This window comes from Desulfobulbaceae bacterium (assembly GCA_013792005.1).
GTDB lineage: Bacteria > Desulfobacterota > Desulfobulbia > Desulfobulbales > VMSU01 > VMSU01.
Map to the genome: position 1 here is coordinate 1 of VMSU01000033.1, position 8519 is coordinate 8519.

4 protein-coding genes are annotated in these 8519 nt (G+C 53.6%); 3 read left to right on the forward strand and 1 reads right to left on the reverse strand.

All coding sequences use genetic code 11. The features are described 5' to 3' along the window. Positions 1 to 170: 170 nt before the first annotated feature. A complete protein-coding gene (locus FP815_01970) occupies positions 171 to 4460 on the reverse strand; it encodes a hypothetical protein (protein MBA3013700.1) in 4290 nt (1429 codons plus the stop codon). A 273-nt stretch (positions 4461 to 4733) separates the two neighbouring features. On the opposite strand from FP815_01970, the gene FP815_01975 reads away from it, so the two are divergent. The 3 genes from FP815_01975 to gspF all read left to right on the forward strand — a co-directional run bounded on the left by FP815_01975 (position 4734) and on the right by gspF (position 8314). Continuing rightward, positions 4734 to 5180: a hypothetical protein gene (locus tag FP815_01975; protein ID MBA3013701.1), complete on the forward strand. Its 447-nt coding sequence runs from the start codon at positions 4734 to 4736 to the stop codon at positions 5178 to 5180. A 60-nt stretch (positions 5181 to 5240) separates the two neighbouring features. Further along, the gene (locus FP815_01980; GenBank protein MBA3013702.1) at positions 5241 to 6959 is read left to right on the forward strand and encodes a hypothetical protein; all 1719 of its coding nucleotides are present in this window, start codon (positions 5241 to 5243) and stop codon (positions 6957 to 6959) included. A gap of 134 nt (positions 6960 to 7093) precedes the next feature. Then, on the forward strand, positions 7094 to 8314 hold the full coding sequence (gene gspF, locus FP815_01985; GenBank protein ID MBA3013703.1) for a type II secretion system protein GspF: 1221 nt from the start codon (positions 7094 to 7096) through the stop codon (positions 8312 to 8314). Positions 8315 to 8519 lie beyond the last annotated feature (205 nt).

Here is an 8519-nt window from a genome sequence, read left to right on the forward strand (position 1 = left end):
CTCTAGGAGCCTGTCGGACTTAGACATAAATCTACTGCAAATTCGTGAAACCGGCCCATATCCCCATGAATTTTCGTTAAATAGCCCTGCTATTCGCCTCAAATTCATGAATATCTGGTCACGATTTCACGAATTTTCGCTACGATTCTCTAAGTCCGACAGGCCCCTAGTCAATCGAGCAAGTTCTCTCGAAAAACAGCCATGGCTTTATCCCGCGCCTCCACGTCAAATGAAGCAAGAGCCGCTTGCAGAGCGCCTTCCTTGGCAACCAGATCAGATTTAATTCGCTCCAATTCCTCCTGCCCATAACCACCCCACGTCGATTGAGGATCTGCCGTCAGCGCCCGTCTGAGATGGCCAAGACACTCTCCCAACGGGAGAAAGACGGTAGAGAGTTCATGGACAACATCAGTCTGTTGGCCGCCATTGATCCCGGCAATCAAGGCATCAAAACGTTGCTGAAAGGTCCTTCTCCTGAGCTGGGCGATACGCACCTCCCCTTCCGCCAGATAGCGGCTGAAGGGAAACTCATCAATAATCAACCGGTACATCCGCTCGGCCTCTTCAAGCTCATCCACACTCTCATAACTCATCCCGGCAAACAACAAGGCATTGATCACATCCTGATGATCGATGGTCCGCCGTTTTTCAATCAGCGGGGCAAAGATGGCAAGAGCACGACGAAATTCTTGATTCGAGGCCTCGATATTAGAGTGTTCACGAAGACGGACCGCCTCATTGAAATGCTCAACGCCACTGATAAAAACGCGTACTGCCGGATTGCGCGCTATCACTCCGTTCACACCTGCCGTAACGGCCACCGCACAAAAGATCCCCAGCACCGGCACGCGAAGATAGAGCAAGGCCTTTTCAATCTTGGAGCCAGTGACGCTGGCGGAGGGCCGACGCCGGCGTCGGCCAATGACAAAGAGAGGAATCAGCATCAAAGTGCCCCAGGTAATCCCATTACCCAACCAATCCCACGAGTTCCGTTCATAGGTGAGTGTCACCTGATGCTGTCTGGGAATCACCAGCATCAAGTGCGGGCTCACCGGATAGACCCCGTTGGCGCCTTTAACACGCCAGTTGGGGAAATACGAAACCTTGACCAGGTGCGGCTCCCCAACACGTTCGGTTTCAAAACGAATGGTCATATGATCAAGGTTTGCCTTCACGCCTGCCGGAGCCATGGTCTGCCCCCGATAGACGGAGAGATCAGCCGACGTCCAGGCCGTCGCCTCTTGCAAGGCCGCCCGGTCTTCCGGATCAGTCACCAAGTCCCCTGCCACCAACAGCACGTCATTATTCTCTGGCGACCGGTACCACTGATAAAATTGCTGAAGCCAATCTCGGCCCGGGATCATCACCGGCCTGACTGCGGGCACCGCAACAAAGGCATCCTGCGAATCAAGGTAACGGTAAACGGCAAGGGATCCGGCGGTAAATTCACGGCGAAAAAAAAGAGACTTATCGAACGCCTGCTTGGCAATATCGGTGCGGACCACAAACTGTGATACATTATAAAGATCACAATGCACCGGCAGGATATCGGGACGGATACGCGAAAGAATATAAGGAACAGGCTCTTTCAAATCACGAGAGAATTCGCTTTGAAAAAAAGCCATGAACTTGCTGGCGGGCGAAGAGGAGTAATGGATACCCTCCATGGTCTGTCGGCCCGAGAAGTATGGAAGCGATTCAAAAGCACGATCTCCACCGTAGATGCCATAGCCATCGGCCTTTTCGTAAGCAACACGAGGCGCGGCCAGCGGGGTGTCAAACTGGCCGTGATAGCTGTCGCGCAGGAAGTTGTTGACCCGCATGAAATCACCATACCCGGCCAATGCCTCATACCCCCGATTATTATCCCGATACCAACTCGATGCCATTTGACCCATGACAGAGGCGGCGAGGATGGCAAGACAAAGCAGCGTCGCCGCCCCGAACCCTTTTTCTCCTAACGTGGCGCGTCGAAACCAAAGATCAGGGAGATGAACAAACACCAGTAGATGAAGAACAAAAAGTATAGGCGGTAAAAAGCGGATATCTGGAATCTGGAGATAATGCGCAGCTCCATAGGTAGCGAGACATCCGCCGATCAGAAACAAAAATATACCAAGACGATTATCCCCTTCCATCCGAGCCGAATTCAGCAACCGCACACGGGCCGAGCGCCAGAATGGCAGCCAGCCAAGGACAAAAAGAACCGCGACCACGCCTAGCCATCGCCCCTTGCCAATAAGCCTGGTGGAAAAGAAGAGACCGCCCCCCCCTTCTTTAACGATGAGCCCCAGGACAAAATAAGCGCAACCGGCAAGCCAGAAGCCCACAAAACAGGCGGTAAGCCAGCCAACAAACCTTTGCCAGCCGCTGCCGGTCTTCCCAGCTCTGAACCCTGTCCACACCAACACCCCACCCCCAAAAAGCCCCAGCGGGAGTAAGGCCACCTCTATCCAACGTGCCACCTGCCAGGGGACAAGGGCTTCGGTCGGAGTGGGGGCGCTGAACCCCGTACCCCAAAACTTCTCGCCATAAAGACCGAACTTGCCCAGGACATAAACATAAGTGAGTGCCGTCAGCAGCAGAAGACACAAAGTGCCAACACGCCACCACCTGGCCAAGCCCCCCTCCCTCTTCAATGAAGAAAGTGCGACAAGCGGGGTGGCAACGGAAAAGATCAGCCCAAGACCACAGGCGCTATAGCGCCAGTTGGCAAAATCCTGCCAGATCATATAGACCGGGGTAGTCAGACCATCACGATACGCAAGAAGAGGCAGGAGCCAAAAGGCCATCACCCCAAATCCCACAATACTGGTCTTGATGGCAAAGAGCCCCTGCCGGGTAAGACAGAAGACCGCAATAACAACAAAAACCGCCGGAATGAATACGAAGAGATGAGAAAGGCCAATAAAACCCAAGAGTAATCCGCCGCCGATCCAGCCCCGGCCATCCTGACCACCTCGCCACATCATCCCTAAGAAAAGAGGCAGCAGGGCAAAGGTGAACATATAGGAGAATTCCCCAGACAGAGTACTCAACATATTGCCGCCGAACATGGTATTCCCCTCGTTGAGTACAAACACCAGCGAGGCCGCAGCAGCCAAAAGGGGCGCAGGGAAACGATATTTCATCATCCGCACCCCGACATAAGTCGACACCGGCAACAGATACACCCCACTCATGGTGGCACACTTAAGCGTGATGGTGAGGGGTATTCCAAACAAATAGGCAGGAAGGGCCGCCAGAAGAAAGGGGGGGATAAAATAAAAGGTAAAATTCGGATAGCCGCAGAAATTACCCATATCCCAGCCGGTGAGGCGACCTGCAGGGAGCAAAACATCAAAGAGATGCTGGGCAACGGCCTGCCAACTGGAAGAGTCCCCGCCCACAAGAACGGTATCGACAAACAGCAGACGGGGATCGAACAAGACCCAGATCGTACCATAAATTACCAAAAGACCTGCGGCATCCATAACTCGGGCAAGGGCAGCAGACCTACCAGAAAGAGTATTTGCCGCATCACCAGGCAATCCCCTACGCAAGGCACGGATAGTCACGATAAGGGTCAAAACCAAGAGCGCAGTGAACCCGGCAAGAAGGGCCTGCTTGCTGTTAAACACCCAGGCAAAGGCTGATGGGGCAGTGGCGGCAACAGACACCTGTTGATAGACAGAACTCGTATAGTGGCTTCCGTCACGATCATACTCCGCAACCACGGCCACAGGATAGGTGGCGTTGGCCATGGCGTTGCGGTTGCTAAGCAAAAAAGTCACAACCCCGGATTGCCCTGCAGCACAAAGCACACTCTGGTCTGGAGTCGGGGTGTCAAGCTCAATGGGGAGCATCACCCGAACTCGACAGCGCACGTCTGATGTCCCGAGGTTTTTGATCCCTACTCGCATCGGCTGCCCCTGATCTGTCACTACAAAAGTTCCGCTTGGGACTTCCACAACCAATTCGGACTGACGTTTCAGCTGGTCGGTCACAAAATTAGCCACGGAGATTGAAGAAAAAGGGAAGCCGTTGGTATCATGGAAGCGGACAACAACAAATAAGGGGTACTCTCCTGGAGAGAGCGGTACATGGGGAATAGCAAGGTCGAAACGATGTGAGTTCCCTGGCAGCAACTCTTGGGTGAGTGGGGCAGAAAATACGGTATCCTGAAATCTAACCTCAGGACTGACATCGACTGCCTTGTCCGCACCGACATTACTCACTGTCAGTTCGACCCGAATCTCAGCCTCCGAGTAATGGACGACTGCAGAGGTGGTAATGCTGATGCTGCCCGCGAGGACACAATCAGGCCTCACACCAATCAGAACCAAGATCATTACAGCAACAACTCTCAGCTCACGATAAAAGAAAAAAGCAATCAGAGAATTCATATCTATACGCAACCCAAGACCGTAACCATACTCCGTGTTAACTTGACTAATGCCCATGGCGGCTTTAATCTTCAAGATATACCAAGGCGATCCACAAAACGATTAAGACTACTCTGACGGTCAGCAAAAATAAATATAAATATGACTCAAAAATTCACTCGATCCCATGAGCTCTGCTGCAAGTAAATTCTACCCTTTTTGATCAAAAAATGCGCCATGGACGTCGTTCGTTCTCAAGAGAATTGGCTTGATTTCACCTCCGGAGAATGATTAAGTAAATTGTTATGTTCCATATTTAATGAAACCGTAAAGTTATTCACATCACTCCTTCAACCCCGGCGATATGCTATGCACCCCATAAACTCTTCATCCAACAAACGACTCCCCCTACTCTCCTTTCTCCTCTGTTCATTCTTGAGCATTGCACAATTCAACCCTGCCCTCGTCCCTTCAGCCCACTGCCAGGAAACAGCGCCACAACAGTCCCTTTTTACCATTGAGAACACCTCCGACTCTGCATTTACCCTCGTTCCCTCAATTCACCTTGTGCCTCCAGGCAGCACCTTGATCATCAAGAACAAAACCCTCGCCGAATTACGCGAGCAGAAGGACGGAAAAGAACTCGAACAATTGGCCATGGCTGACATCAATTTCTTTGAGGGACAACTCCGCAAGAAGCTCGGAGCTGAGGCACAATTTACTCGAAAAGATGCTCGTTTTGATGTCCACCAGGACTTCATGGGGAAAAAAGTAACCGACCTGTTGTCAATCAATTACGCTGTCACCAAACCTTAACCCCCCCCTACGTCTACCTTTGTCGCCACCCGCTGTACACAGATCGGCACCTTGTCGGGCATGAGATATACTATGAAACGACTCACCAGTATGACCCTGCCTTGGCTGGCCATTGCGCTCTTGGCGATGGGTTGGAACCCAACGTTAAGTCTCTCCGCTGAATCCAAACCCATGTTCCGGGCCTATACGCTCTCCACCCTCAACCGCGTCAACTACCACCGGCACTTGGCCGGCGCCGACCCCGTCTCATTGCAGTCCCAGATCAGCGCTGCCGCCCAGGCCCATGCCGACTATCTCACTCTTCATCAAAATGCCGCTCATGAAGAGATTTATGGCCTTTCCGGATTCACCGGACAGTGGTCATCGAACCGCATGACCTATCAGGGTTACAAGTGGAGCGCAGCCGGGGAGGTGATCTCCTTCGGCAATGATGCCCAAGCCGGAGTTGACTCCCTGATCGCCGCTATCTACCACCGATTCATCCTCCTTAACCCAGCCTATAGCGAGATCGGAATTGGTGACGCCGACCATGCCATTTCTACGCTGTGCCAGGTGATCGACCTCGGCCAACCGGCAGATATCTCACCCCCGGCAGCGACTATGACCCTCTACCCAGCCGACGGCCAGACAGAGGTGCCAACCACCTTCAATTCCAACGACGAAATCCCTGACCCGGCCCCAAATCACGGCCTGGTCGGTTATCCAGTGAGCATCCAGTTCTCGGCGGAGCACAACGTCACCCTCAGCAGTTTCACGATCAGCAAAAAGGGGACTTCCGATCCTGATTTAGACACTATCCTCCTCCAACCGGGCAGCAACTCCAGCATGCCGCTCTCCAATCGAAACTTCGCCCTGATCCCCACCTCACCGTTGCAAGCCGACTCGACCTACGAAGTATTCTTCTCCGCCACCGTTAACGGAGCCCCCTTCGTCACCAGCTGGAACTTCACCACCTCACTTCCTGCCGTCCTGATGGTTACACCTAACCCGGCGACCTTGACCTTGGGCAAGGCCAGGGAACTTGAGATCACCGGGGGCAGCGGCAGCTTCAAGGCAGGTTGGACTTCTTCGAAAGACATCCTCTCACTGGACTGGGCCAGCAGTGGCAGCGCCATGCTAATCACCCCAAAGGCCCTAGGCACCGCCACCATCACTCTCACCGACACCAGCACCCAGGCTGTGGTGAAAATACCGGTCACCATTATCAGCGAAGCCGTCCCACTCTCCGGCAGCCAGAAGTTGGTCCCTGGCTGGAATCTCCTTACCCTGCCGCTCACCTCGACAGACACCTCGGTCACTCAAATTATCAACGACATAAAAAACCAGGTCACCTCCATCTGGACGTGGAGCGGAAACACGTGGGCGGTCTACCTTGGCCCCACCAATGAAAATGAAGCAGCTGATGGCGGCGCGCAGTACGCAGCAAGCAAAAACTTTGGCATCCTGACAACACTGACCCCAGGTGAGGGCTTCTGGCTCAACGCCACCTCCGCTGCAACCTTGAACTACTCAGGATCTTCCCCTGCCGATCCGACCCTGGCCCTGGCCCCAAGCTGGAATCTGGTAGGACTGAAAACTACCAAGCATACACCGATTGGTGAGGTCGCCTACTCCTTCGAAAAAACTATCACCTCCCTCTGGTCCTGGCATAACGCACAATGGGCGGTGACCCTGCCGACAGAGTATGACGGCGGTGCAGGATACGCGAAATCCAAAGGATTTGATCTGTTGCAAACCATCGAGCCGGGCCAGGGTTTTTGGGTTAACGCCGACAACTAAGGACTTCGGATGCACCAGAGTGATAAGCCCTTACCGAGTTACCAATTGACAAAGAAATCAAGGTTGTCTAAGATAACAGCCGTTGATTCGTCACCCCCATCGATAAGCCACCGCACCCCACTTAATCACTATCAATGCCAGTTTTTGAGTATACCGCCCTCAATGCCGCAGGCAAACCAGTGCAAGGCATTGTCGATGCCCCCAGCACATCGATGGCACGTGACCTCCTGCGAACACAAAAACTCTTTCCAGTCTCCATCAAGGGAACCGCGGCCCACCAAGAGAGCAGGCCGCTCTTTGCCCTCCGGGACTTCATGTCTCGGGTTTCTTCCGACGAGTTGAACATCACCACCCGCCAGCTCGCCACACTCCTCGGGGCAGGCCTCCCCCTCGTTTCCTCACTCGACGCCCTGCTCAAACAAGCCAATAATCCGGTCTTGAAGAAGTCACTGGCCCAAATCAAGGATGCCGTCAACGAAGGCAGCTCGCTGGTGCAGGCCTTAAGCCACCACCCTAGGCTCTTCTCTAAGATCTACCTCTCAATGGTCCGGGCCGGTGAAGCCTCCGGGGCGCTTGATGTGGTGCTCGATCGACTGGCTGCCTTTGGCGAGCACCAAGAGCTCTTGAAGAGCCGCTTCAAATCGGCTATGGTCTACCCGATCTTCATGGCTTTTGTGGGCAGCCTTGTCCTCTTCAGCCTGATTACCTTTGTCGTGCCCAACATCACCAAGATGTTTGCCGACATGCAGCAAGCCCTTCCCTGGCCGACAGTCATCCTGATCACCGCCAGTGATTTTCTTCGCTCTTACTGGCCGATCCTGTCCTTAGTCCTCATCGGCTCTGTTTTTGCGCTCGCTCACTATGCCGCGACAGAACGGGGCGGATGGGCATGGGATACTGTCAGCCTCCGTTTGCCTATGATCGGCGCCATGCAGCGCCTGCTGGCCATGGCTCGGTTCAGCCGCACCCTCGGCAGCCTGTTACGAAGCGGTGTGCCACTGCTGACCGCCCTGACGATTGTTCGCAATATCGTCAACAACCGACTGATTGCCGAAGTCATTGACACCGCGGCATCCGAGGTAGAACAAGGCAAAGCGCTTTCTTTGGCGCTTGGCGCCAGCACGTTGTTTCCTCCGATGGTCATTCAGATGATGTCAGTGGGAGAGCACAGTGGCGCGCTCGAAGATATGCTCGATAAGGTGGCGGATAGTTTTGAGCGTGATATCAACGCCAAACTGGCCACCATGACGGACATGATCGAACCAGTGATGATCCTCGCCATGGGCACCGTGGTCGGTTTTATTGTAATCGCCATCCTTTTACCGATATTTGAAATGAACCAGATGATTCGCTAACGCTCCAATTTCCGTTTCAGCCCCCTTAGGGACGCGGAAATTACCAATTTACCATAACGCATCCCGGCTTTGGGCCATCTGTGGTCGCACCTCAATCACAAAATCCTCGACGTAGCGCTGCTACGCCTGCGGTTTTGTTCAATCGGTGCAACCAAATCTGACCCAGATCCGGGCGCGATCCAGGTAAATTGGTAATTTCCGAGTC

What these genes read in the sequence shown, in the direction of transcription:
- FP815_01975 (MBA3013701.1), top strand. Translation starts at nt 4,734, where the DNA reads ATGCACCCCATAAACTCTTCATCCAACAAACGACTCCCCCTACTCTCC.
- FP815_01980 (MBA3013702.1), top strand. Translation starts at nt 5,241, where the DNA reads ATGAGATATACTATGAAACGACTCACCAGTATGACCCTGCCTTGGCTG.
- gspF (MBA3013703.1), top strand. Translation starts at nt 7,094, where the DNA reads ATGCCAGTTTTTGAGTATACCGCCCTCAATGCCGCAGGCAAACCAGTG.